20 protein-coding genes are annotated in these 21858 nt (G+C 67.8%); 11 read left to right on the top strand and 9 right to left on the bottom strand.

Going from position 1 to position 21858, the window contains the following annotated elements; translation table 11 throughout:
• The first annotated feature begins 6 nt into the window (after window positions 1-6).
• From pstA to ACFQB0_RS13655, 10 genes are all read left to right on the top strand, one after another.
• Window positions 7-1308 (top strand): phosphate ABC transporter permease PstA, encoded by a 1302-nt coding sequence (gene pstA, locus ACFQB0_RS13700; RefSeq protein WP_386732691.1) that lies wholly within the window; start codon window positions 7-9, stop codon window positions 1306-1308.
• Window positions 1305-2945: a phosphate ABC transporter substrate-binding protein PstS gene (locus ACFQB0_RS13695; protein WP_386732688.1), complete on the top strand. Its 1641-nt coding sequence runs from the start codon at window positions 1305-1307 to the stop codon at window positions 2943-2945. The genes pstA and ACFQB0_RS13695 overlap by 4 nt, the downstream gene beginning before the upstream one ends.
• Window positions 2946-2966: 21 nt before the next feature.
• A complete protein-coding gene (locus tag ACFQB0_RS13690) occupies window positions 2967-5603 on the top strand; it encodes a hypothetical protein (protein WP_386732686.1) in 2637 nt (878 codons plus the stop codon).
• Window positions 5604-5764: 161 nt separating this feature from the next.
• Window positions 5765-6946, top strand: a complete 1182-nt coding sequence (locus tag ACFQB0_RS13685) for a substrate-binding domain-containing protein (RefSeq protein ID WP_386732683.1) — start codon at window positions 5765-5767, stop codon at window positions 6944-6946.
• Between the two features lie 158 nt (window positions 6947-7104).
• The gene (locus ACFQB0_RS13680) at window positions 7105-8484 is read left to right on the top strand and encodes a hypothetical protein (protein ID WP_386732680.1); all 1380 of its coding nucleotides are present in this window, start codon (window positions 7105-7107) and stop codon (window positions 8482-8484) included.
• 105 nt (window positions 8485-8589) lie between these two features.
• Window positions 8590-9750 (top strand): hypothetical protein, encoded by a 1161-nt coding sequence (locus ACFQB0_RS13675; protein WP_386732678.1) that lies wholly within the window; start codon window positions 8590-8592, stop codon window positions 9748-9750.
• Window positions 9747-10535, top strand: a complete 789-nt coding sequence (locus ACFQB0_RS13670; RefSeq protein ID WP_386732676.1) for a hypothetical protein — start codon at window positions 9747-9749, stop codon at window positions 10533-10535. Before ACFQB0_RS13675 ends, ACFQB0_RS13670 begins: the two co-directional genes overlap by 4 nt.
• Window positions 10532-11641 carry a sortase gene (locus ACFQB0_RS13665; protein ID WP_386732672.1) on the top strand — a complete coding sequence of 370 codons (1110 nt, stop codon included), beginning with the start codon at window positions 10532-10534 and terminating at the stop codon, window positions 11639-11641. The genes ACFQB0_RS13670 and ACFQB0_RS13665 overlap by 4 nt, the downstream gene beginning before the upstream one ends.
• A gap of 233 nt (window positions 11642-11874) precedes the next feature.
• Entirely contained in the window at window positions 11875-12684 is an 810-nt protein-coding gene (gene pstB, locus ACFQB0_RS13660; RefSeq protein WP_449280270.1) for a phosphate ABC transporter ATP-binding protein PstB, read from the top strand.
• On the top strand, window positions 12685-14454 hold the full coding sequence (locus ACFQB0_RS13655; RefSeq protein WP_386732670.1) for a protein kinase domain-containing protein: 1770 nt from the start codon (window positions 12685-12687) through the stop codon (window positions 14452-14454).
• Between the two features lie 184 nt (window positions 14455-14638).
• On the opposite strand, the gene ACFQB0_RS13650 is transcribed toward ACFQB0_RS13655, so the two are convergent.
• The 9 genes from ACFQB0_RS13650 to ACFQB0_RS13610 form a co-directional block, all read right to left on the bottom strand.
• Entirely contained in the window at window positions 14639-15052 is a 414-nt protein-coding gene (locus tag ACFQB0_RS13650) for a hypothetical protein (RefSeq protein WP_386732668.1), read from the bottom strand.
• Window positions 15053-15087: 35 nt separating this feature from the next.
• Window positions 15088-15963: a hypothetical protein gene (locus ACFQB0_RS13645; protein WP_386732667.1), complete on the bottom strand. Its 876-nt coding sequence runs from the start codon at window positions 15961-15963 to the stop codon at window positions 15088-15090.
• A 23-nt stretch (window positions 15964-15986) separates the two neighbouring features.
• Complete coding sequence (locus tag ACFQB0_RS13640) at window positions 15987-16226, bottom strand: hypothetical protein (RefSeq protein WP_386732664.1); 240 nt, start codon at window positions 16224-16226, stop codon at window positions 15987-15989.
• A 642-nt stretch (window positions 16227-16868) separates the two neighbouring features.
• Window positions 16869-17309, bottom strand: coding sequence for a VOC family protein (locus tag ACFQB0_RS13635; RefSeq protein WP_386732662.1), 441 nt, complete (start codon window positions 17307-17309; stop codon window positions 16869-16871).
• Window positions 17310-17667: 358 nt separating this feature from the next.
• A complete protein-coding gene (locus ACFQB0_RS13630; RefSeq protein WP_386732659.1) occupies window positions 17668-18069 on the bottom strand; it encodes a (R)-mandelonitrile lyase in 402 nt (133 codons plus the stop codon).
• A 32-nt stretch (window positions 18070-18101) separates the two neighbouring features.
• Entirely contained in the window at window positions 18102-18989 is an 888-nt protein-coding gene (locus tag ACFQB0_RS13625) for an aldo/keto reductase (protein WP_386732656.1), read from the bottom strand.
• A complete protein-coding gene (locus ACFQB0_RS13620) occupies window positions 18986-19381 on the bottom strand; it encodes a DUF2255 family protein (RefSeq protein ID WP_386732654.1) in 396 nt (131 codons plus the stop codon). Before ACFQB0_RS13620 ends, ACFQB0_RS13625 begins: the two co-directional genes overlap by 4 nt.
• Entirely contained in the window at window positions 19378-19722 is a 345-nt protein-coding gene (locus ACFQB0_RS13615) for a carboxymuconolactone decarboxylase family protein (RefSeq protein ID WP_386732651.1), read from the bottom strand. Before ACFQB0_RS13615 ends, ACFQB0_RS13620 begins: the two co-directional genes overlap by 4 nt.
• Entirely contained in the window at window positions 19719-20759 is a 1041-nt protein-coding gene (locus ACFQB0_RS13610; protein WP_386732648.1) for an alcohol dehydrogenase catalytic domain-containing protein, read from the bottom strand. The genes ACFQB0_RS13615 and ACFQB0_RS13610 overlap by 4 nt, the downstream gene beginning before the upstream one ends.
• A 161-nt stretch (window positions 20760-20920) precedes the next feature.
• Here ACFQB0_RS13610 and ACFQB0_RS13605 point away from each other — a divergent pair, with 161 nt between their 5' ends.
• Window positions 20921-21799, top strand: a complete 879-nt coding sequence (locus tag ACFQB0_RS13605; protein ID WP_386732645.1) for a helix-turn-helix transcriptional regulator — start codon at window positions 20921-20923, stop codon at window positions 21797-21799.
• Window positions 21800-21858: the final 59 nt, after the last annotated feature.

Below are 21858 nucleotides of genomic sequence, written 5' to 3'. Positions count from 1 at the left end.
CATCCCATGACGACGACGATCCAGATTCTTGCCCCAGGGGAGGGGCGTACCCACCCGCGGGTTCAGACCTCTGGCCGGGTCTCACGCACGCACATCCCCGGCCGCGACGGGCATCTGCACCCCACACGACCGGAGACGCGACGCAACCTGGCCCGGATCCGCCGCGACGACATCCTGCGGATCGTCGGTGCCCTCGTCGCCGGAGTCGCCTCGGCCGCCTGGCTTTTCACCCAGATCGTCTCCTTCCAAGGGGTGCTGCCTTTCGTTCTGGTCGCCTACACGCTGTTTCTGGGCTTCTTCGTCGTGCTGATCAGCTTCGATGACAACCGGGTGACGATCGCGGACCGGGTGGTGACGGTGCTGGTGCACTCTCTGGCGGCCGTGCTGCTGCTGGCACTGGCGGTGGTGGTCGTGTTCACCCTCTCTCGCGGCTCCGAGGCCTTCCTGCACTGGAACTTCTGGGTTCAGGATCTGTCGCTGGCAGGGCCGCTGGACCCGCTGACCATCGGCGGCATGGCACATGCGGCGATCGGCACGCTGATCATGATCTCCTTCGCCCTGGCGATCGCGATCCCGCTCGGGCTGCTGTGCGCGGTGTTCCTGGCCGAGTTCCCGAACGCCTTCGCCCGCACCGTGCGGACGGTCGTCGAGGCGATGACCGCGCTGCCCTCGATCATCTGCGGGCTGTTCATCTACGCCACCTACGTGCTGATGTTCGGGCTGGACAAGTCGGGGTTCGCCGCCAGCCTGGCCATCACAATCATGATCCTCCCCATCATCATCCGCTCCGCCGACGTCGTGCTGCGCCTGGTGCCCGGCACCCTGAAGGAGGCGTCGCTGGCGTTGGGCACCAGCCAGTGGCGCACCATCTGGCATGTGGTGCTGCCCACGAGCAAGTCGGGGCTGATGACGGCGATCATCCTCGGTACCGCCCGAGGCATCGGCGAGACCTCGCCGGTGCTGCTCACGGCCGGGTACACGACCTTCTACAACCTCAACCCGTTCTCCGGGCCGATGGTGTCGCTGCCGTTCGCGACCTTCACGTTGGTGAAGTCGCCGGAGGCGACGCAGATCGCCCGCGGCTTCGGCGCCGCGGCGGTGCTGATGGTGCTGGTGTTCGTGCTGTTCCTGATGGCCAGGGTCATCGGCGGCAAAGGCGCCGGCGTGCTGACCCGGCGCGGTCAGGCCCGCGCCCGAGTGGCCTCCCGGCGGGACACCGCTCGCTTTGCGGGGCAGCGCGCGCGCATCGCCACCCCTGGAGCGAGCCTGCCCCTGCCTGCTAGCGGCGACCGGGGGGCAGTCCGATGAGCACGCGACGGCCGGCGTATTGGGGTCGGACGCGGGTCGCGGTGGCCCTGCTCGGGGTGGCGTTGATCGCCACAGGCGTGTTCGGCGCGGCGGGTGCCCTTCCCGCGCAGGCGGTGGGCACCGTGCACGCCCCGCTGGTCGGGTCCGGGTCGACCTGGTCGGCCAATGCGCTGCAGGCCTGGATCCGCAATGTCTGGGCCAATTACCAATGGAAGATCACCTACTCCGAGTCCGGCTCCACCCAGGGCCGCAACGACTTCGCACAGGGCACCGCCGATTTCGGCGTCTCCGAGATCCCCTACGGCATCGCAAACAGCCAGGAGGCGGACGCCCGCCCGAGCCGAGGGTTCGCTTACATGCCGATCGTCGCCGGCGGCACCGCGTTCATGTACAACCTCGAGATCGGGGGCAGGCGGGTGACGAACCTGCGCCTGTCCGGGGACACCATCGCGAAGATCTTCACCGGCACCATCACCACCTGGGACGATGCGGCGATCAAGGCCGACAATCCCGCTCTGGCCCTGCCGGCGATCCCGATCGTGCCGGTGGTGCGCTCTGACGGCTCCGGAGCGACAGCGCAAGTGTCGATCTGGCTGCGCCAGGAACACACGCAGCAGTGGGACGCCTACTGCGGCAAGGTGGGCCGTCCCTTCGTCAACGACCACTGCGGGGTGACCAGCAACTACCCGGTGGCGCCGGGTTCCGGCTTCGTGTCCCGCTCCGGATCCAACGGCGTCGCCGGCTACGTAGCACAGTCGCATGCGGTCGGCGCGATCACCTTCGTCGAGTACTCCTACGCCCTCAACTCGGGGTTCCCGGTCGCGAAAGTGCTCAACAGCTCCGGCTACTACACCGAGCCGACCGCGCAGAACGTCGCTGTCGCGCTGCTGTCGGCGCATATCAACGAGGACATCACCTCACCCGACTACCTCACCCAGAACCTCAGCGACGTCTACACCTCCGGCGATCCGCGCACCTATCCGCTGTCCAGCTACTCCTACATCATCCTGCCGACGCAGCTGGAGTCCGGGTTCACCGAGAACAAAGGCCTCACCCTGGCGGACTTCGGCGCCTACTTCCTCTGCGAAGGGCAGAACGACGCCGAGACGCTCGGCTACTCGCCACTGCCGATCAACCTGGTGCAGGCCGGGCAGAAGCAGATCGAGAGAATCCCCGGCGGCAACCCGGTGATCAAGGGAACCATCGACTGCAACAACCCCACCTTCTCACCGGACGGCTCGAACAAGCTCGCCAACGAGGCCCCCTATCCGGCGGATTGCGATAGGCAGGGCGCCACCCAGTGCACCGCCGGGACCGGCGGTGCGAAAGACACGCCGACCCAGGCCGCGGGAGACGATCAAGCGGCAGCGGGCGCCGGTACCGGCAGCGGCACGGGTACGACCGCGGGCGGCGGAACGGCCGGCGGAGACTCGTCCGTGGTGCAGGCGGATGCCGTGCCCGTGCTGGTGGACGCGACCCCGCAATCCATCCCGGTCGCCCCCGTCGGCATCCTTCCGTCGCTGGCGATGCTCGGTGCCGGCGGTGGCATGCTCGCCTTCGCCGCGGTGCCGCCGCTGCTCGGCAAACGCAGTCGCCGCTCCCTGTTCCCCACCCCGACCCGCGGCTCGCCGCGCTGACACCGAAGGGCCGATCACACCGTGACTGCGAACCCCCGTCCTCGCCGCCTCGCCCGCGCGCTGTGCGCCGCCGCCGCGCTCTCGGCGATCGGCATAGCCGGCCTGTCCGCGCCACTCGGCGCCCAGGCGGCGGGCGACGAGCCCGCCGCCACCGTGAAGTGGGCGGGCGGCAACGACGCGAGCGTGCAGCAGCATCAGGTCGACCACGCCGGGCTGCTCTCCGACGGCAAAGGCAATGACGCCGGGTCCGGGCACTGGGACGACTTCAAGAACCTGGAGGTGTCGGTGTCGAAGACGACGAACCTCGGCGACGAGGCGGTGACCGTCACCGCCTCCGGCATGGCCGGAACGAAGTACCAGGATTGGCCCGGCAGCGCGAGCAACTATCTGCAGATCTTCCAGTGCTGGGGTCCGGACCCGCTGGCGGCGGACTTCGCCGAGACCTGCCAGTTCGGGGCGTGGTCGAGCAACACCGGAAACACGAAAGCAGGCGCCGCGATGGGCGTTCTCGTCGGCTGGGCCGCCAGCGGGCGGGACTCATTAGTTGACGTCGCCGCTAACACTCCGTTCCGGGCCGTCACGGGCGAACAGAACGTCAGGACGGAGCTCGACATCGGCGGCAGCAAGGCCTGGGTGAATGGGCTGCTCTCCTTCTTCGACACCAGCACCTCGAACGAGCAGCCCTTCGTCGCCGTCAGCGCCGAGGGCACGGCGAGCGTCAAGATCGAGACCCAGTCCGCGGCCGCGCAACCCTATCTCGGCTGCGGCAGGCCGAAGCCTTCCGGGGTGGGCTCGCGCTGCTGGCTGGTGGTGGTGCCGCGCGGCACCCATTCCGGCGAGCTGACCGCTGGCCAGGACCTGAAGTGCGCGACAGCGGGCTGGGGCGGCAGGCCATTCGGCGAGACCACTGCCTCGCAGCTCGGCGGACCGGTGGATCAGAACTGCTCGTACTGGCAGGACCGCATCACCGTGCCGCTGGACTTCGCCGACACCAGCAGCAGCTGCGCGGCAGGAGCCGCCGAGATGCGCGTGGTCGGCAGCGAGCTGCTGAGCAACGCCATGTCGTCCTGGCAGCCGGGGCTGTGCTCCAGCAGCGGCAACGCCTACACATTGACCACCGGCTCCGGCGACGTCACGCGCAACCAGCTGCTCACCGGAGTGGCCAAGCTCAGCGTGGTCGCCAACCCGCTCACAGCCACGAGCATCGGCTCAGCCGACCCCGCCCTGCTGCAGGCCGCGAAGATCGGCTACGCCCCGGTCGCGAACACCGGCCTGGTCATCGGCTACGTCGCCGACGACACGACGCAGAGCTACACGACCCTGAAGCTGACGCCCCGCCTGCTGGCCAAATCGCTCACCCAGTCCTACGACATGGACATCCCCTGGGTTGCCGCTCAATACGACCGCACGGATGTGGATCGTTACTGGCCGCATCGTGCCTCCTCATTGCCGCATGATCCGGAGTGGATCGCCCTGGGCAACCCAGCGCAGCAGGGACTCAGCCCGTCCCGCGGGGTGTTCGTGGTGAGCGGACCGCAGGGAGAGGACACCGTGAGACTGCTCTGGCAGTACATCCAATCCGACGCCGACGCGGTCGCCTTCCTCAAGGGCGATGCCGACCCCTGGGGCAACACGATCAACCCCTACTACCTGCCCGCCACCAATCCGACGGCCAAGGGCGGGGGCCTGCCCTTCGATCTGGCGACCCAGCCGATCGACTCCTTCCTGAAGGCCGACCAGACCCTCGCCCCCGGGTCGGCTGCCGAGGCCGACGAGAAGTACAGGGGCCAGCGGATCGACTCATTGACCATGGAACCCTATTCGAGCAGCCTGGCGGCCAACGCGAGCCGCGTCTTCCGCACCGACCCCCGGTACACCCAGGAATGGGATCCCTTTAAGCCCGTCGGCACGTCCAACGGCGCCTGGGTGGCGTACAGCCCGCAGCTCGCCTCGCGCAGCCGCCTGACCCTCGGCCCGATGGACGCCGCCTCCGCCGACCGGTACGGGCTCAGCAGCATGCAGCTGGGACTGCCGCTGGCCACCACCACCGCGCAGGCCGATACCGCAACGGCGCGCGCCTTCGTTGGCCCGAGCGACGCCTCGATGAGCGCCGCCGTCTCGGCGATGACCGTCGACCCGGCCACCGGGATCGGCCGCCCCGACTTCTCCGCGCTGCCGGTGGACGCCTACCCGCTGACGGCGACCCTGTATGCGGCGGTGAACCTGAACTCCACCACCCTGGATGGCGCCAGCCGCGAGAAGCTGGCGGTCCTGCTCGACTACAGCGCCGGTCCGGGCAATCTCCGCGGCGCCGCCGCCGGGCAGCTCCCGCCGGGCTACGTGCCGCTGACCGCAACCCAGATCGCGGCCACCGCGCAACTGGCGACCGCGCTGCGCACCCCGGCCCAGCCCGAGCAGGGAACGGCCCCCGGTGGTGCGAAGACCACCCCGGCCGGTGCCCCGGCTGCTGTGACGTCACCCCCTCAGAACCCCCCGACGCAGACCACAGTCAGCGCCAACGGTGCCCCGGCGACCGCCGACACGGCGTCGACGGCCATCCCGGTGCAGAGCCTGCTGCCGGGCGCCTCCCTGCTCACGGGCATCGGCGGGCTGGCTGCCGCCCCGTTCCTGCTGCGCCGCAAAGGAGCAGCCGGGTGAACCCGACCCCATGGCGGATAGTACCGCCACCGAAAACTACTCGAACGGCCTCTGTTTCCCGGCCGAACGAGAAGGCCCCCCACCACGCTCGCGAAAGTCGGGTAGGGGGCCGAGCCCAGAAGGGCGTAACAGAGGGAAACAGTATCGAAAGGAAGATACTGATGCAAATCGGTACCAAGTGGCGCCTCGGCGCCCTCGCCACGGTGGCTGCCGCCGCCGTCGTCCTCGCAGGCGGCACCGCCGCCATCGCGGACCCCACCGGAACGCCGAGCTACCGCACCCTGAGCGGGGTGGGATCGGACACCACCCAGGACCTCAACAACGGCCTCTCCTCGGTCATCACCTATGGAGGGTCGCTCGTCGCAGGCTCCTATGACGCCATCAACCCGACCACCGGCGCGGTGCACGACCCGATCACGACCAAGTCGGGCGGCACGATCTTCGACCGCCCGAACGGCTCGGGTGAAGGCCTCACCGCCCTCAAGGCGGCGAAGAGCGGCGGCACCCTTCAGTGGCGGGGTAAGACTCTCAGCGCCACGGACATCCAGTTCTCCCGCTCCTCGAGCGGCGCGACCTGGGTGGCCGGCGGTGGCGGGGCGTACTCGTACATCCCGCTGGCTGAGGACGCGGTGAGCTTCGCCGTGCACACCAGCAACACCACCATCCCACGGGATCTCACCAAAGCCCAGCTGACGGCGATCTACTCCGCCGCCAACGGGGCCAATGTGACGATCAACGGCACCAGCTACAAGGTCGGAACGCCGGGCACCGCCGGCGTGCAGATCACGCCGTTCATCCCGCAGTCCGGTTCTGGCACACGCAGCTTCTGGCAGACCCAGCTGGTCGGCGCCGGAGTCGCCTTCGGCCCGGCTGTCACCGACACCTACAGCGGTGGCAGCGTGCAGGAGCACGACGGAAGCGTGCTCGCCGCGCTGCCGACGACCGCGATCGTGCCGTTCTCGATCGCGCAGTGGATCGCACAGAGCAACAAGGCCACCATCCAGGCTAACTACCCCGGGGTCACCATCAATGACCGTCGGAACGGCGCGGTCCTGGGCAAGGTCGGCGGAATCTCGCCGACCACGGTGTCGAACACGCTGAACACCGCCTTCCCGATCGCCCGCCCGGTGTTCACCGTCGTCAAGGCGTCGGAACTGGCCACGAACCCGCAGCTCACCGCGGTGTTCAAGGGGTCGACCGCCTCGGCGTACACGGTGGACCGTCCCGGCCCGTCGACCGCACTCGTGATCACTGATTTCGGGTTCGGCAGCCTCGCCGGCGGCGTGAACATCGGCGGAGTCACCTACAACCCCGGTGACACCACCTCGTTCACCATCAACTAGTGACACGAGGGCTGGGTCGGTCGCTCACCTTGCGGCCGCCCCAGCCCCTCGCACCCGATCAAGCACAACCGCACCATCCAGCGACGAAGCTCTCCCAGACTCCTGTCCACAACCCGTCCCATCACGAGATGGGAACCCGAAACACGATAAGGAACCCTATGAACGCCCTTAGCCGCACCCGCCGCCGGTCGGCGATCGGAGCAGCCGTCGTCGCCAGCACCGTGCTGGCGCTGCTGGCCTGGGCCCCCCTGCCCGCCAACGCCGCCACCAACACCCTCGATCCGGCCCTGCAGATCACCGGCTCCACCGTCAAGCTCACCCCCTCCAGCAGAACCGGCGTGGTGGAGGGAACCTCCGCACTCCGCTGGGGCCCGGCCCAGATCGAGACCGACCAAAGCTGCCCCGCTGGGTACCGCAGCTCGTCGAGAACCTTTGTCATCGCGCCAGGCGGAACCGTCTCGCAAGCAGCCACAGCGCGAACGAATCAGAGCGCCATATATTGGGGCCTGCGCGGAGAACCGGGCGACGTCATCTGGCTCGACAACGTCTACGCCTCCAACTGGTCCGGGTTCACCCCTGGTTCGCTGACAACCGGACTCAACAAGCTCGTCATCACCTGCGACCCCGACCAGCGGGCCGAAGACGCACCGTTCTCCGACTCGAAGTACTTCCTCGTCACCCTCCAGGTCGACGTGGCAGCAGAGTCATGGACCGTCGTCGACAACCCAAGCAACCCGGTGACGAAGACCACCCCCACCGTCGCCTTCAGCGGGTCGACGGCGAACGCCAACGGCACGGCGACGCTCATCGCGACGGTGTCGGGCGCCTCAGGCACCGCGACCGATGCCAGCGGAAAGGTCGCATTCTCCGGAACCCACGCCGGGCTCGCAAGCCCGGTGACCGGCGAAGTGCAGCTCGCGAACGGCGTGGCCAGCTGGACGACGCCGGTGCTGGATGCCGGACAGTCGTACACCTTCACGGCCGGGTACAGGGCGAACGGCGACACGAAGTACACCGATTCTGCCGCCGACGCGACCACGACGGTGACCACCGTCGCCGAACCGCAGGCACCGCAGAACACCGATATCACCGTGACGATCCCCGCATCGGCGACCGGCCTGAAGTTCACGATCACCCCCGGGAACGTGGCACTGACCGGCACCACACTGCAGGGCACCTCGTATGTCGCCACCGGCACCCTCGGCGATGTGAAGGTCTCCGACAACCGGGACACCCGCACCGCCTGGACCCTGAACGGCAAGGCCGGCGCCTTCGCGAACACGGCCGACGCCAGCAAGACGATCGCGGCGAGCCACCTCGGCTGGAAGCCGGCGCTCGTCGGCACCGGCGCCGGAACGGCCGGCACCGAAGTCGTCGCGGGCGAGGGCGGCGGCCTGTCGACGGACAAGCCGCTGGCTCAGACCGCGGCGGGCGCGACGGTCGCGGACACCACCGTGAAGGCGGGCATAACCCTGAAGGCGCCCGCCGACAGCGCCGCGGGCGACTACAAGGCCACCCTCACCCTGACGCTGATCTAGGGATCCGTCCACACCACCAGGGGGTGGTTCCCGCTTCACAGCGGGAACCACCCCATACCCGTTCCGCGCTCCACCACCGTTCCGCCCGATGACCCGAAAGACTCCATGACAGACCGTATCCCCGCCGTGAGACTGGTCCTCGCCGCCCTGCTGCTGGCGCCGGCCGGTGCCGTCACGATTCCGGCCAGCGCACAGGCGGAGGGTGAGGGGCAGGTGAGCTGGAGCGTGCAGCCGTCGACCCCGTCCGGACCAGACGGGCGCACGGAGTTCGACTACCGCGTCGCGCCGGGAACGACGATCAGCGACTGGGTATCGGTGTCGAACTTCTCGGCCCGCCCGGCGACCTTCCGAGTGTACGGGGCCGACGCCATCACCGATTCGGACACAGCCGCGTTCACCCTGACCGGCGCGGAGCGGGCTTCCACCGACCTGGGCGCGTGGACCAGCATCGACTCCTCCAGCGCCGTATGCTCCCACACGAACGATGCCGCCGAGGCCGCATGCACGGCCCGGCTCGGCGTGCAGATCGTCCTTGAACCCGGGAACAGGATCGATATCCCGTTCACCGTGACCGTGCCGCACGACGCGACCCCCGGCGACCATGCCGCCGGGATCGTCGCATCCTTTCAGGAGACCGCGACCGACTCCACCGGATCGGCCGTGCAGGTCAACCAGCGGGTCGGTACCCGCATCTACCTGCGAGTCGACGGAACCCTCACCCCCAAGCTGGGCGTCAGCGGAACCGCCTCCGGCTATGACGGCAGCTGGAATCCGTTCGGCCCCGGAACCGGGCGCGTCGGCTTCGCCCTGGCCAACACCGGCAACGTGCGCCTCTCCGCTAGGCCCGTGGTGACCTTGACCGGCCCCTTCGGCATCGATCTCGGCACCGTTACCCTCGATTCGGTAGAGAACCTCGTTCCCGGGGGCACTGCGCATGTCACCGCATCATTCCCGGAGGTGCCACCCCTGTTGCTGCTGTTCGCGAGCGTCACGGTCACCCCGACCGTCGCGGCGGGCAGCACCGCCGCGGGCGACACCCCACCGGCGCCGGTCACAGCGTCGACCGTCGCCTGGGCGGTGCCGTGGTCACTGGTGGGTCTCCTCGCCCTCGTCGGCGGCGGGATCGGGGCAGGCCTGTGGTGGCGCCGCCGATCACAACGGCTCCTCGGCGAAGAACTCGCCACCTACACCGAACAGATCCGCGCAGAAACTCAGACCGCGGCCGTCGAGGCCGCCCCTGTCACAGAAAGCGAGCCGGTCCGATGACCCTCATCTCCCCCCAGACACCCCGCTCCCGGGCATCGCGTTCCCGCGTCCTGGCCTGCATTGTGGCCGTCTGCCTGGCCATTGCCACCGGGGCGGCGCTGGCCGTCGCGGCTCCCGCCCACGCCGACGACGGCACCGACGGCACCGACTTCACCGTCACCATTCCCCGTACCACGCCCTCCCCAACGCCGACACGGACACCACCACCGGCGTCGACACCACCACCGGCTTCGACGCCACCACCGGCTTCGACCGGGGGTGCCAAGACCAGCACCGGCGGGTCAAACACGACCACCCCAGCAGGAACCTCCGCGGCACCCGGATGCACTCCGGCCGAGCCGGCGGTTCCCCTCAGTCCGGCCGCAACCGGCGAGAAGGCATCCGTCGACAGGCAGCTGTACCTGCCCGGCCAGCAGGTCACCGCGACCGTGACCGGTTTCGGCGCGGGCGAGCAGGTTCAGCTCGTGCTGTTCTCCGACCCGACCCTGATCGGCACCTTCACCGCCGACGCGGGCGGCCAGGTGCAGGCGGTGTTCCCGGTCGCGGACGGGACCCTCGCGGGCACGCATGTGCTCCAGTTCACCGGCTGGTGCAAGAGGATCGCTCTCGCCACCGTTCTGGTCGGCGGCGGCACGGCCGCCACCTCGGTCGGGCAGGGCATCCCGCCGTGGCTGTGGTGGGTCGGCGGCGCCCTCGCCCTGGGTGGGGCCCTTCTTGGTGGTTGGCGGCTGGTGCGGGCCATGCGAGCACCAGCCGGCACAGCGGCCGCGGCGAGCGCCTCATGACGATCCAGACGACACCCTCCCGGCAGCAAGCGAGCCGAGAGGCAGACGACTCCATCGCCCCGCCGACCCGCGCCGATCCGGAGGCCACCCACCCCGCTCGCCCACGGAGCGGCCCAGGCAATGCGGTCACCGAGGTACTCCGCAGGGTCGCCCGCCCGCGCCCCTCCGGCGGTCCCGGAGGCCGGAGACCCCCCGGCGGCACTCCACCGAAGCGGAGCGGCCGCTCCCGGTTACCGGCCGCACCGCGAGAGCTGGCGCCGCGCGACGCCATCTGGTGGACAGGCGCGGCCGTGCTGACCGTGTCGCTGCTGCTGCTCGCCTTCGCCACCCATGTCGCCGTGCTGTCCGCCTTTCAGCACCATCGCGAGCAGCAGATCGGCTACGGGCAGTTGCGCACCTCCCTGGCCAAAGCCGAGACCCCGGTCGGGCAACTCGACCTGAACGGGCAATTGGTGACGCCTGGCACCCCGGTGGCGCTGGTGGAGATCCCCGCGATCGGCCTGTCGGAGGTGGTCAGGGAGGGAACCACCGGCCAGACGCTGCGATCCGGACCCGGACACCGGCGCGACACAGTCATGCCCGGTCAGCCCGGCACCAGCGTGATCCTCGGCAGGCAGTCCAGTTACGGCGGCCCCTTCGGCGGGCTGAGTCGCTTGGCCCCGGGGGACGAGATCACGATCACCACCGGGCAGGGAACGAACAGCTACCGGGTATTCGGTCTCCGGCACGCCGGAGACCCGCAACCCGAGCCGCTGCGCAAAGGGCAAGGCCGACTCGAACTGCTGACCGCTGACGGACTCGCCCTGTTCCCCACCGGCGTGCTGCGCATCGACGCCGAACTGACCTCCGCCGTGCAGAAAGCCCCCACCCGGGTGCTGGCCAATGCCGCACTGCCTGCCGGGGAACGGGAGATGGGCCAGGATCCCGGAGCCTGGTTCATCGCGTTCTTCATCCTCGTGTTCTTCACCGCGGCCGGGATCACGCTGTGGTGGCTGTGGCGCAGCTGGGGTCGCTGGCATAGCTGGCTGATCGGCGTGCCCGTGATGCTCGTCCTCGGCGTGACCGGCGCCGATGTCGTGATGAACGCCCTGCCCAATCTTGTGTAGTACCGATCCCAGAGGACAAAATGACCACCGAAACGAACCAGCACGCCACCCCCGAGTCCAGCTACGATGACGTGACCACCGTGCACCTGAGCGCGGCGGAAGCCGCCGAGTTGACCGCAGAGGGCACACCACTCGGCGGCGCCCTTCCCGAACAGCTCCCGGCAACCGGGCACAGCACAGAGCACACCACCCTGCTGCCCGCCGTCGCGACCGCGCGAGACACCGACGCCGAGATCGCTGCCACCAGCGCCGCGGAACTCGCTGGCCCGCTCTCCGTGTTGCAGGCGCGGGAGGTCTCGGCCTGGTTCGGAGACCACAAGGTGCTCGAGAAAGTCTCCCTCACGATGGAAGCTGGTCAGGTCACCGCCCTGATCGGTCCGTCCGGCTGCGGGAAGTCGACCTTCTTGCGCATCCTGAACCGGATGCACGAACTCATTCCGTCCGCATCGTTGGCCGGAGAGGTGATGCTCGACGGGGTCGACATCTACGATCGCAGCCGCAAGCTGCAAGACGCCCGCAAGCACATCGGCATGGTCTTCCAGAAACCCAACCCCTTCCCGGCGATGTCGATCTACGACAACACCATCGCCGGCCTGAAACTCACCGGCATCCGCGCCAGCCGGGACGAGAGGGACGAAATCGTCGAACGGAGCCTCACCAGCGCCGGACTGTGGAAAGAGGTCAAAGACCGGCTCCGACAGCCCGGCGGCGGCCTGTCGGGTGGCCAGCAGCAGCGGCTGTGCATCGCCCGGTCCTTGGCCGTAAAACCCAAGGTGCTGCTGATGGACGAGCCCTGCTCCGCACTGGACCCCACCTCCACACGGGTGATCGAGGAGACGATGACCGAACTGCAGAAAGAGGTGACGATCGTGATCGTCACCCACAACATGCAGCAGGCCCAGCGGGTCTCCCAGCAGTGCGCGTTCTTCCTCGCCTCCGCGGGGACCCCCGGCGGGATCGTCGAGTTCGGCGACACGGACGCCATGTTCTCCGAACCGGAGGATCAGCGCACCTTCGACTACGTCAACGGGCGCTTCGGGTAGATGGAAGACAGCGAGGCGGAGGAGGACGCCACCCAGTTGCTCGGCGGCCGATACCGGCTCGGCGAGCTCCTGGGCGTTGGCGGATCCGCCTCGGTGTTCGAGGCGGAGGATCTCGACCAACTGGCGGAGACCTCCGCTGGCGCAACGCTCGTCGCGATCAAGGTACTGCACCCCCACCTCTCCGGCGACGCAGCAGCGCGGGAGGCGTTCTTCCGCGAGGCGCAGGCCGCCCAGGCGCTGCGGCATCCCAACGTCGTCGCGGTGCACGACTTCGGGCTCCACGAGGCCGGCGGGGTCACGATGGCGTGGATCGCCCTCGACCTGGTGCACGGACCGACCGTGGCCGAATGGGTGGAGGCGACCGGGCCGTTGCCTCCCGCCGAGGCGGTCGCCGTGCTGGATGGAGTCCTGGCCGCCCTCGAGGCCGCCCACGCGATCGGGCTCGTGCACCGGGACGTGTCCCCCCAGAACGTGATGCTCGACGGCGCCGGCAACCGCCTCACCGGAGAGCGGCTGCAGAGCTCCCGGGTGCGCCTCCTCGACTTCGGCATCGCCGCCGCCACCGGCCTGGCCGCGCTCGGGCACGACATCCTGCTCACGGAGCACGGCGAGCCTTCCGGGGCCGTACCCGGTGGCGACAGCGGGGCACGGCCGGCGTCCGTGGTCGGCAACGCGAACTTCATGTCCCCCGAGCAGGCACAGGGCAAGCCCGTCCGCGCCGCGGGCGACCTGTATCAGGCGGGTGCTCTGCTGTACTTCCTGCTCACCGCCCGCCCGCCCTACCCCCGGTCAAGCGCAGCCCTCGTGCTCGAAGCACAGGTGTCGGCTCCGCCACCGGTACCCTCGGCGCTCGTACCCGCCGCACGTCCACTGGACCGGGTCGTGACCCGCGCCATGACCAAAACCCCGGCCCGGCGCTACCGCGACGCCGCCGAATTCCGCGCCGCCCTGGCCGAGGCTCTGACCCGTGGCGCCGGCACAGCCTCCCGCACCCAGGAGGTGGAGGGTGCAGCCGCACCGGCCGCCGCCGCCACCCGGATTCTGCCTCCGGGCCGAACGGGCGAGCTGGAGTACCTGGCCACGGAGGAGCCCGCCACGGAACAGCGCGCCGCGCCAGCCCCCGGAGGCTTCGTCGCGGTCGTCGCCGGCGCGGTGATCCTCGGCCTCGCCTGCTGGGCGGTGATCTCGGCCACCGCCAGTCCTGAGGTGGTCATCCCCAGCCTCTCGCCGACGGTGGCCACCGCATCGGAGACGCCGCCGGCCGAAAGCCCGACCGAACCACCAGCGCCCCCGCCGGCCGAGGGCATCATGGTGCCGACCCTGTATGGGACCCTGGCCGCTGCCGAGATCGCTCTGCGTCAGGCGGGTCTGGCGCTCGGAACGGTCACCCGATTGGAATCCGCCGAAAAGGCCGACACCGTCCTCAGCCAATACCCGACCGCGCGGCAGACCGTCGCCGCCGGATCCACCGTGAACATCACCATCGCCAACGGCACCAACTCCGTGCCGTCGGTCGCTGGAATGGCTGCCGGAACAGCACGAGCACTGCTGGAGTCAGCGGGCTTCACCGCCGCCACGATCCCAGCCGACGCGACCGGCGCCGCGACCGTGACCGGCACGCAACCCGGCGCAGGCGCCGTGCTCCGCCTCGGGGTGACCGTCATCCTGCTTGTCGCCGAACCGCGCCAAACACCCGAGCCGAGCCCGTCCGGGCCCACGCCCCAGCCATCGCCGTCCATACCGGCGGCGGGCGGAGAGGTCCGCCCATGAGCGCCGAGGACACGAACAGATCGCGAACCCGCTGAATGTAGCCAGGTCTACGACCTATGGCTACCCCAGCCGCAGACCTGCCGCGTAGCGCACGATCTCATCCAACCCGCTTCCACAGCGACACATGCAGAAGGGGCCCGCCTGGACGAAGCAGACTGGCCCCTTCTACCGATCCAGGCGAGGGTCAAATTGCAGGAGCGCGTGGAGTTGCGTTCCGCGAAAAGATCGCCCAAGTCAGCCCTGTGGCCAGGCCGAGTATGCAGGCAACGAGTGCAAGGATCGCCCATATTGGTGTTCCAGTTGTCGCAGAGGCGGTGATTCCCGCGACCCCGATGACCAGCGTCGATACGTAAATAGCCCCGGATGCAGACTGGCCGATCGGAGCAAGTATCCCGTTGCCCTTGGGCTGAATGGCACGCGGAACAGTGGCGAACGCCGCCACGAGCACAACGAATACCGCGGTGGGCGAGATGGCCGATACTCCAGCCGATTCAAACGCCGATGCCACGAGCGCGATGGCCACAAGGCCGATGCCGGTGAAGACACCTGCCCTGCTCGGCGGGAAAAACGGCCGAGGCTTCCTGATGGAATCTGTCATGATTACTTCCTGTCCTCAATTCCAACATATTCGGACTACGAGCGGCAAGGTTCGATGACCGGCCACACCGGAGCAGCAATGGTCTGCTTACGGATCCCGGCGCATTTTCCCTGGTTCGCCGCTTGGTTAGCGGTGTCGACCATGAGCGCGATTCCGATTCCGCACGCCCATGCTGCTGGGCCACAGGCCGCGGCGACGAGCGCTCCCGCAGCTGCCATGCTAGATGCCATCTGCTGCGTCTCGGAGCGGGTCATCAGGACAGTGCAGAACGCCCAGTCACACTCAAGGCCCGGGTCAGCCACTATCGGGTACGCGGTGTCATCCCCGTGAACAACAGTCTGCGTAAGAACGTTGCCGTTCACACTGTATGAGCTCGAGAGGTTCTTGCCGTTCGCATCCTTCGCCCACGCCGGAGCGATCGAGTTGATCACTGTTCCGGTTTCATCACCCACCGTCACGCGCCCGTCAACCAGGGAGAGAGTCGCGGGCTTCCCGTTCGCGGTGATTTCGAACTGGTGGCTGCTCGGCGCAGACACATCATTCAGGATGACGTATCCAGCGTTTGCCGCGGCCCCCGCACCGGTCAGTGCGTAGGAATACACTTCCGATACGCCATAAACGAGCGCTCCGCTAATCTCCACCGGCTTCGCCTCGGTGACGGGTTTGATCGAAACCGCCGTGTCTCGACCATCGACCGTCAACCCGCTCGACGCGCTGAGTGTGCCGCTCCCAGAAGCAGAGGCAAAAGCCGTCCGCGACTGCGAATCGAAACCGACGAGTCCCAGGTTGCCGAGCGCGGACATTGCAGAATCCGTCGCGCTCGGTGGTTCCGCAGCACTTGCTGCGGCGGTCCCGGCCGCCAGTAGGAGCGAGATCGTCGCTGCAGTCGCAACAATGGTCTTCAGTTTCATTAGTTCCCCCTTCAACAGCCGGGTCAGTTGGCCGTACAGTACATCAGCCAAGCGGCGGCGAGTCCCATGATAGCGATGGCGACGACGGCTGCTGCGACGGCGATGACCGCGAAGAGCAGGAGAGGCGCGGGATTGTTGGTCACCGCTCGGGGAGAGACGCCACTCGACGCCGTCCGCCCGTATCCCGCGATGTTTTCCACAACCGATGACACCGCATCGACCGACCTCACCACTGCGGAGAGTGGCATTACTGCAACTGACACTTGAGACTCCTTGCTGATGGTGGTGGTGGAGTACTTCCCTCCAACATCCAGCCGATTCCCGAGCTGAACACTTGCATCATGACCGTCGTCGCCCGGCCGCTCAAGATTCGGCAGGGACTCGTAGCCCTGGGGCTAAGGGCGCGATCCACAAGGTCGGATCAGAGGCTGACAATCCCCAGCTCGGTCGCCCGAAGCACAATCTGCAGACGGTTCTCGACGCTCCACAGGTGGTTGATGTGGCGGATGTCCGCCTTCACCGTGCGAGCCTTTCAGGATGCCAGGATGTGGGCGAATCGCCGCGTGGTATCGGGGCCGATCGTGCGGGGCATGTCGGCCGTGAGGCGGCTCGACCCGGCTGGGCTCGTCAGCCACGAAGAACTGTGGGCGCTGGTGGTGCGCGCCGGAATCCCCCCAGGGCACACTGCGGACCTTCGAGCTCCCGGTCTTGATCCGGACCAGCGCACCGGCAGTCTCGTGGCTGTGACAGCGCTCACGGAGCCCGCCGCCCAGGCTCGGAGCGCCGGGATCCGAACCTGGCGAGCGAGGTCGGGGCGATGAACCTGTCGTCTCAGCTTTTAGACAACAGCCGGGTGCGACGACGTCGCGTTTGTCGGCGCCATTCCCCAGGGCGGCGGGCTCCTGTCAGCCGATCTGTTCGGCCAACGCGACGATGATGCCCGCGGGGCCGCGAAGGTAGCAGAGCCGGAAGATGGTCTCGTACTGCGCCACCTCGCCGAGGAGTTCGGCACCGTGTGCGCGCAGGCGGGCAATAGTGTCGTCGATGTCGTCGACGGCGAACATGACGCGATGCAGACCCAGGGTGTTGGGCGGCGGATTCTCCGGCTCGGCGCCGGACGCCGCGGGGGTGTGGTACTTGGTCAGCTCCAACTTGCTGTGGCCGTCCGGGGTCCGCATCATCGCGATGTCGCTCCGGACACCGTCGAGTCCGACGGTGCGGTCCGCCCAAAGGCCTTCGATCGCCCCTGTGTCTTCCAACTCCATGCCTAGGTCGGTGAAGAACGCGACGGCGGCGTCCAAGTCGTCGACGACGATGGCGACGTTGTCCATCCGCTGAATAGTCATGTCTCCGACCATAGCTCGCCGTTGGTGCGGATTCGAGCTTCTCTGCGCGTGGCCAGGTGACGCAATGGTGAAGCACCACGCTCCCAAGCACACGGGTTGTTCCAGCACGGCAGCCATCAGCAACCACAGCAGGACGCCGGCGGATTGTCGACCCGGACTTGCCTCACGACGTGTCGGCTCAGCGACCAAACCGTCCTGGTGCCCGAACAGTGAAGCCCTCCCACCACCGCGTCAGTATCGTGGATGAAATCCTCCTCAGAGACCAATGTGATTCCTGCGCTGACACAGATGACGAGCAGGTTACGTGATTTGATACGGCGAGATCGCGGATCCCTCTTTGGTTCTGGATGCGGATAGGTCAGGGGCGCCGGTATTCGGCGTCGCCCAGGTGTTCGAGCCAGGTGGTTGTGGTGGCCGGGTCGTCGCCGTTGTCGAGCATGGCGAGGTGTTCCATGAAGTCGTCGGGTGTCGCACCGTGCCAGTGCTCTTCACCCGGGGGTGTGTAGACGGTCTGGCCGGGGTACACCTCGACGACCGTGCCGTCCCGGGTACCCATCAGCGCAATCCCCTCGGTGACGTGCAGGGTCTGGCCGAGTGCATGGGAGTGCCATGCGGTGTGGGCGCCGGGGGTGAAACGGACGCGGCTGACGACCATGCGTTGCCGGTCCTCGTGTGGGAACGCGATCGCGTCGACCCAGACGTCACCGGTGAACGTCGTCTCGGGCCCTCTCACCGTGGGTTGCTTGCCTTCGATCCTCATCGTGTTCTGTCTTTCGTGCTTGGCGGTGTCGTCTACGCCTCGGGAATGACCCGGGCGAAGAACTCGGGCCGCGGTGTGTCGGGGTCTGGGCCGCCCCGCACACCGGTGTCGAGGGCGTCGATATGGGCCAGATCGTCGGTGCTGAGTTCGAAGTCGAAGACGTCGAAGTTCTCGGCGATGCGCGTGGGGTTGGTGGACTTCGGGATGGCCGAGCGGCCTTCCTGCAGGTGCCAGCGCAGCATCACCTGCGCGGCCGTCTTGCCGCGATCCCGTGCAATGGCCTGCACGGTTGGGTCGTCCATGACGCTGCGACGCTCATCGCCGAAGCCGGGATAGAAGGTGATGCCGCCGATCGGGGACCACGCCTGGGTCAGGATGCCGTGCGCGGCATCCGCTTTCTGCACCTCCAGCTGGGTGAAGTACGGATGCAGCTCCACCTGGTTCACGGCCGGCACAATGTTCGTCTGGTCGAGCAGTTGCTCCAGGTGGCTGGGCATGAAGTTGCTGACCCCGATCGCCCGCACCTTGCCGTCGGCGAGCAGGGTCTCGAGCGCCTTGTAGGCGGCGATGGTCTGCTCGAACCGGTCGGGGGCGGGCTGGTGCAGGATCAGCAGGTCCAGCTGCTCCATCCCGAGCTTGCGGGTCGCCTTCTCGTAGGCGTGCAACGTCTTCTCATAGCCGTAGTCGGAGACCCACACCTTGGTCTCGAGAAAAACCTCCGCACGGTCGACACCGGACCGGCGCAGCCCTTCGCCGACCTGCCGCTCATTGCCGTACGCGGCGGCGGTGTCAATGTGCCGGTAGCCGGTTCGCAGAGCGACCTCGACAGCCTGTGCGGTCTCCTCTGGCGGGCTCTGGAAAACGCCGAAACCGAGCGCAGGCAGGGTGACACCATTGTTCAATGTAACGGTGATGGTCATGACTCTCCTTCAAATGGAGCGGTTGGTGTTAGACGCAGTGTGACCGCATGCGCGCTCTCGCCGACGACGGAGCCGACGATGTTCTGCCCGTAGCGGTCGTACTTCTGGTGATAAGCCGCATCGATGGTCTCTTGGTCGCCCGGGTCCGCCTCCGTGAAGATGACATCGCGTTCGACTCCGCCTGCTTGGATGCGCCCGGCTCCGGCGCGCTGCGCACGAACGAACCACGGGTTCTCGGGGCCATGGGCAGAGCGAACGAAGATGCTGTCATCGACGCATACCGCCCAGATGGTGCCAAAGGGGCGCAGCGTTCCATCCTTGCGCCGCGAGGCGATGCGCAGTTCGTCGGCACGACCGATGCGCTCGAGCTCGGATCCGGTCCAACCGCTCATGATGGGCCCCCTTCGATTTCGTCTTCAGCGAATACCCGCTTGGCGAGCTGGATGGCAGACATGGCCTTCGGCCAGCCGGCGTAGAACGCGAGATGGATGATGGCTTCCTTCAACTCAGTCTCGGTCAGACCGTTCTGTTTGGCGATACGCAGATGACCGACCAACTGCTCCGTGCTGCCGGAGGTGACGAGACTCGCGACGGTGATCAAGCTGCGGTCACGCCGCGGCAGTTCGGAACGGGCCCAGACGTCTCCGAACAGGACGTCGTCGGTGAGCTCGACGAGCTTCGGCGCGAAGTCACCGATGGCGCGCTGCGCCAGTGTGAGTTCAGAATCGGTCACGGGCGAACCATCACTTTCAGCGCGGTGCGGTCGTTCATGGCGAGATAACCATCGGGCACCTCTTCGAGACCGATCTCGCGGTCGAAGACCCTACCCGGCTGCACCGCGCCGTCGAGGACGGCAGGCATGAGCTGCCCGATGTAGGCGCGCACGGGCGCCGGACCGCCGGTGAGGGTGGTGTTCTTGCCGAAGAACGGCCACCCGATCGAACCTTGGTCGTACTGCGGCACACCCACGCGGGAGATCACACCGCCGGCGCGAACGATGCCGACCGCCTGCTCGTAGGCCGGCAAATGGCCGACGGCTTCGAGAACCTTGCGCACGCCGCGCCCGCCAGTGAGCTCAAGCACCTTCGCAATGCCCTTCTCGCCACGCTCGGCGACGACATCCGTCGCCCCGAACTCCCGACCGAGATCGGTGCGGGCCTCGTGGCGACCCATCAGGATGATCTGCTCGGCGCCGAGCTGTTTCGCCGAGAGGACCGCGAGCAGCCCGACCGCGCCGTCGCCGACGACTGCGACCGCGTCACCGGTCGTCACACCGGCACGGACAGCGGCGTGCCAACCCGTGCCGTACACATCGGAGAGAGTCAACAGTCCCGGATAGAGGGCCTCGTCGACCGTGCCCGGCACCATCACGAGGGTGCCATCAGCCAGCGGAACCCGCACCGCCTCAGCCTGGGCGCCGGCCGTGCCGAAGGCGGCATCGTTCCAGAAGCCGCCGTGCTCGCACGAAGTCTGCAACCCCTCGCGACAGAACTCGCACGTCCCGTCGGATATCGCGAACGGGGCGATCACGAAATCACCCTTCCTGACGGTGGTGACGTCGACGCCGACGTCTTCGACCACACCGATGAACTCATGACCGATCGTTTGCCCGCCCGGCTTCGCCAGGAGGGAGTGGTAGGGATGCAGATCGGAACCGCAGATGCAAGCCCGGGTCACCCGCACGATCGCGTCCGTGGGCTGGAGGATCTTCGGGTCTGGTGCATCCAGGACGCGGACGTCCCCGGCACCGAAAATATAGGTGGCTCGCATGAGATCCTTTCAGCAGTCAGCCGCCCGGAAATCGACGACGGCAATCGACGACGGCAGTGATTCCAGTAAAGGATAGGTCCGCGCGGGCGCAGGAGTGACAGTCGTTGCAGGTAACGCCAGTGCCTCCCTCTTAGCCAAGCAGATGGCGTACCGTCGATGTCATGGCCTATCGGGATGATGTGCGCGAGTTTCTCGCGTCCCGACGCGCCCGGATCACCCCCGAGCAGGCCGGGCTGCCGGCCTACGGCGGCAACCGCCGCGTGAAAGGGTTGCGCCGTGAAGAAGTCGCCATGCTCGCCGGCATGAGCGTCGACTACTACGTGCGCCTCGAACGCGGCACCTTGTCGGGCGCATCCGATACGGTGCTCGAATCGCTCGCCCGCGCCCTCCAGCTCGACGAGGCCGAGCGCGACTATCTGTTTGACCTCGCCCGCAAAGCGGGACCAGCACCTGACCGCACGCGACGCCCGTTGGCTCAACAGGTCCGGCCATCCGTTCAGCACGTGCTCGACGCGATCACGGACGCCCCCGCCTGGGTCCGAAACGACCGCCATGACATGCTCGCCAGCAACCGGTTAGCACGCGCCCTCTACTCCCCCATGCTCACCGATCCGCGCAGACCCGCCAACAACGCCCGCTTCACCTACCTGGACCCCGCGTCGAAAGAGTTCTTCGCCGACTGGGAGCAAGCCGCCGACGACATCGCCGCCATGCTCCGCCAAGAAGCCGGACGCCACCCATACGACAAAGCACTCACCGACCTCATCGGCGAACTCTCCACCCGCAGCGAGACCTTCCGGCAACGCTGGGCGGCCCACAACGTCCGCTTCCATCGCACCGGGTTCAAGAAACTCCACCACCCCGTCGTCGGAAGCCTTGAACTCAGCTTCGAGGCCATGGAACTGCCCAGCGACCCAGGACTCACGCTGCTCGTCTACACCGCAGCGCCAAACACGCCGACCGCGGACGCGCTCCGCCTCCTAGCAAGTTGGGCGATCACATCCGAGCAAGAAGAAATCTCGGCCAACGAGTCAACCTAGCGCAGCTGCGGCCTCACGGGGGCTGTGTGTTAGACGCGCGGGGCTGTGCGTAAAGCTGT

The sequence above is a fragment of the Luethyella okanaganae genome, from assembly GCF_042660285.1.
In the GTDB taxonomy this organism is placed as follows: domain Bacteria; phylum Actinomycetota; class Actinomycetes; order Actinomycetales; family Microbacteriaceae; genus Luethyella; species Luethyella okanaganae.
Note: the sequence above shows the minus strand (reverse complement) of the source record. Positions and strands in the feature narration are given on the sequence as shown.

Coding starts and splice junctions, on each gene's coding strand:
- ACFQB0_RS13665 (WP_386732672.1), top strand. CDS start 10,532: ATGACGATCCAGACGACACCCTCCCGGCAGCAAGCGAGCCGAGAGGCA.
- ACFQB0_RS13675 (WP_386732678.1), top strand. CDS start 8,590: ATGACAGACCGTATCCCCGCCGTGAGACTGGTCCTCGCCGCCCTGCTG.
- ACFQB0_RS13680 (WP_386732680.1), top strand. CDS start 7,105: ATGAACGCCCTTAGCCGCACCCGCCGCCGGTCGGCGATCGGAGCAGCC.
- ACFQB0_RS13685 (WP_386732683.1), top strand. CDS start 5,765: ATGCAAATCGGTACCAAGTGGCGCCTCGGCGCCCTCGCCACGGTGGCT.
- ACFQB0_RS13605 (WP_386732645.1), top strand. CDS start 20,921: ATGGCCTATCGGGATGATGTGCGCGAGTTTCTCGCGTCCCGACGCGCC.
- ACFQB0_RS13630 (WP_386732659.1), bottom strand. CDS start 18,069: ATGAGGATCGAAGGCAAGCAACCCACGGTGAGAGGGCCCGAGACGACG.
- ACFQB0_RS13670 (WP_386732676.1), top strand. CDS start 9,747: ATGACCCTCATCTCCCCCCAGACACCCCGCTCCCGGGCATCGCGTTCC.
- ACFQB0_RS13650 (WP_386732668.1), bottom strand. CDS start 15,052: ATGACAGATTCCATCAGGAAGCCTCGGCCGTTTTTCCCGCCGAGCAGG.
- ACFQB0_RS13635 (WP_386732662.1), bottom strand. CDS start 17,309: ATGACTATTCAGCGGATGGACAACGTCGCCATCGTCGTCGACGACTTG.
- ACFQB0_RS13655 (WP_386732670.1), top strand. CDS start 12,685: ATGGAAGACAGCGAGGCGGAGGAGGACGCCACCCAGTTGCTCGGCGGC.
- ACFQB0_RS13620 (WP_386732654.1), bottom strand. CDS start 19,381: ATGAGCGGTTGGACCGGATCCGAGCTCGAGCGCATCGGTCGTGCCGAC.
- ACFQB0_RS13625 (WP_386732656.1), bottom strand. CDS start 18,989: ATGACCATCACCGTTACATTGAACAATGGTGTCACCCTGCCTGCGCTC.
- ACFQB0_RS13645 (WP_386732667.1), bottom strand. CDS start 15,963: ATGAAACTGAAGACCATTGTTGCGACTGCAGCGACGATCTCGCTCCTA.
- ACFQB0_RS13695 (WP_386732688.1), top strand. CDS start 1,305: ATGAGCACGCGACGGCCGGCGTATTGGGGTCGGACGCGGGTCGCGGTG.
- pstA (WP_386732691.1), top strand. CDS start 7: ATGACGACGACGATCCAGATTCTTGCCCCAGGGGAGGGGCGTACCCAC.
- ACFQB0_RS13610 (WP_386732648.1), bottom strand. CDS start 20,759: ATGCGAGCCACCTATATTTTCGGTGCCGGGGACGTCCGCGTCCTGGAT.